The organism is Mesorhizobium sp. M2A.F.Ca.ET.039.01.1.1, from assembly GCF_003998035.1.
Taxonomy (GTDB): domain Bacteria; phylum Pseudomonadota; class Alphaproteobacteria; order Rhizobiales; family Rhizobiaceae; genus Mesorhizobium.
The window spans coordinates 1-2103 of sequence record NZ_RZRY01000914.1; the positions used below are offsets into that span (position 1 = coordinate 1).

Annotated in this window: 2 protein-coding genes; both read left to right on the forward strand. The window is 65.7% G+C overall.

Features of this window, described 5'->3' with window-relative positions; translation table 11 throughout:
* Window positions 1-431: methyltransferase domain-containing protein (locus EOA24_RS35485; RefSeq protein WP_127410682.1), on the forward strand; the 431-nt coding region annotated here is incomplete at its 5' end.
* A gap of 260 nt (window positions 432-691) precedes the next feature.
* On the forward strand, window positions 692-2103 hold a 1412-nt coding region (locus tag EOA24_RS35490; RefSeq protein WP_127410683.1), incomplete at its 3' end, for a LysM peptidoglycan-binding domain-containing M23 family metallopeptidase.

The following is a 2103-nucleotide window of genomic DNA, read 5'->3' on the forward strand; positions in this document are numbered from 1 at the left end:
CGCTGCACATCGAGCCGGGCAACCGCGTGCTCGAGATCGGCACCGGCTCGGGCTACACGGCAGCGGTCATGTCGCGGCTTGCCGCGCGCGTCATCACCATCGACCGCTATAAGACCCTCACCGAGCAGGCAAAGCAGCGCTTCGAGGCGCTTGCCATCAGCAACGTCATCGTCCGCCAGACCGACGGTTCCAACGGCCTGCCCAATGAAGGGCCGTTCGACCGCATCGTCGCTTGGGCGGCCTTCGACAGCCTGCCGCGCTTCCTGCTCGACCAATTGTCGAGCGGCGGCATCGTCATCGCGCCGATCGGCCCTGAAGAAGGCGAGCAGGTGCTGGCCAAGCTCACCAAGGTTGGCAGCCGCTTCGAGCGCGAGGACATCGGCATGGTCAGGCTGCAGCCGATCCTGCGTAGCGTCGCGGCGGTGATCTAGGGGCGGGGCCGATATTCAGGTGAGCCCGGTCTGCGAACGGTGGTCTCCTGCGCTTCCGGTGCTCACGTACTGCTAGTACGCTCCGCTCCGGTTCTCGGACACCACCATTCTCGACTCGGGCTGACCTGAATCTCTGCCCCGGCCCGCGGCCCGAAATGTTTTAAGAAAATTTTCGTCGGATTCTAAGGGGTTAACCCGGCAGTAACATTAACGCGCTTTAATCAGGGCCAGTTTGTACCGGGTCTGTGCGGGTTAGTGCGATGCAATTCAATCACTTGAAAGCAAACAGACGCAATCTGGCGCGCGGTTGCGCCGTGCTGATGATTGCCGGCGCGGCGGCCGGGTGCAGTTCCCAGTCGATGCGCTTCAACGGTGTCGATGATGTCTTCACGTCATCCACCAACAATCAGCGCGCCATCATCAACAAGCAGAATGTCGACCAGCCCTATCCGGGCGACACGGTCGCGCCTGCGCCGGTCGATGGCACGCACACCCAGTCGGTTAGCCGCTCCAGCCTCGAGCCGGTCACGACCCAGCAATTGCCGCCGCCCTCGGCGCCGGCTACGGCAAAGCCGATGCGTACCGCTACGGCTCCCGCCCTCGCGCCGGCTCCGGCGCTTGCGCCGGCACCGCATCTCGACAGGACGGCCACCGGCACGGTCACGCCGGCAAAACCGTTCAAGACCGCCGAGCCTGACGCGGTCCGCAACGCAAGTGCTGCGCCACATGCGACCGAAATCGTTGTCCGGGACGGCGAGACGCTTTCAGGCCTGGCCGCGCACTACCACGTGCCGGCCGATGCTATAGCCAAGGTCAACGGGATCGATCCGAAGAAGGGCATCCGGTCCGGCCAGAAGATCGTCATCCCCGCTTATGCCTATTCGAGCAAGGCGGAGCCGAAGGTTGCGGACGGCAAGCCGGCGAACACGCCGAAGCAGCCCGCGCCAGAAAAGGTCGCGGTGCTGCCGCAGCAGCCGAAGGTCAAGGACGGCAAGGCGGCCGCTCAGATCGATGCGTCTGCTGCGGCCACGGGCTCCAAGAACCCCAAGCCCGCGCCGCAGGTTGCCGAGGCAAAGCCTGCCGGCGCCGGAGGCACCTATACTGTCCAGCAGGGCGACTCGCTGTCGTCGATCGCCAGGAAGACCGGCATCAGCGTCATGACGCTGAAGCAGGCCAACGGCATGCAGGACGGTTTGCTCAAGATCGGACAGACGCTCAAGGTTCCGGCCGGCGGCACGGTCGTGGCGGCTGCCAAGCCGGCGGCCACCACCGCCAAGCCCGCGGTCGATCCGGTGACGACGGCGACGACGCCGCCGCCGGCGAAGACCACCGAGACGCTCGCCTCCTACACGCCGCCTAAGAAGGATGCCAAGGTCATCCAGCAGGCCGAGGACGACAACGCCGAGGCGCCCGATGCGACCGGCATCGGCAAGATGCGCTGGCCGGTGCGCGGCCGCGTGATCTCCAGCTTCGGCTCCGGCAAGGACGGCGTCGACATCGCGGTGCCGGAAGGAACGCCGATCAAGGCAGCCGAGAACGGCGTCGTCATCTATGCCGGCGACGGTCTCAAGGAGTTCGGCAACACCGTGCTGGTGCGGCATGAGAACGGCCTGGTCACCGTCTACGGCCATGCAAGCTCGATCGAGGTGCAGCGCGGCCAGAAGGTCAAGCG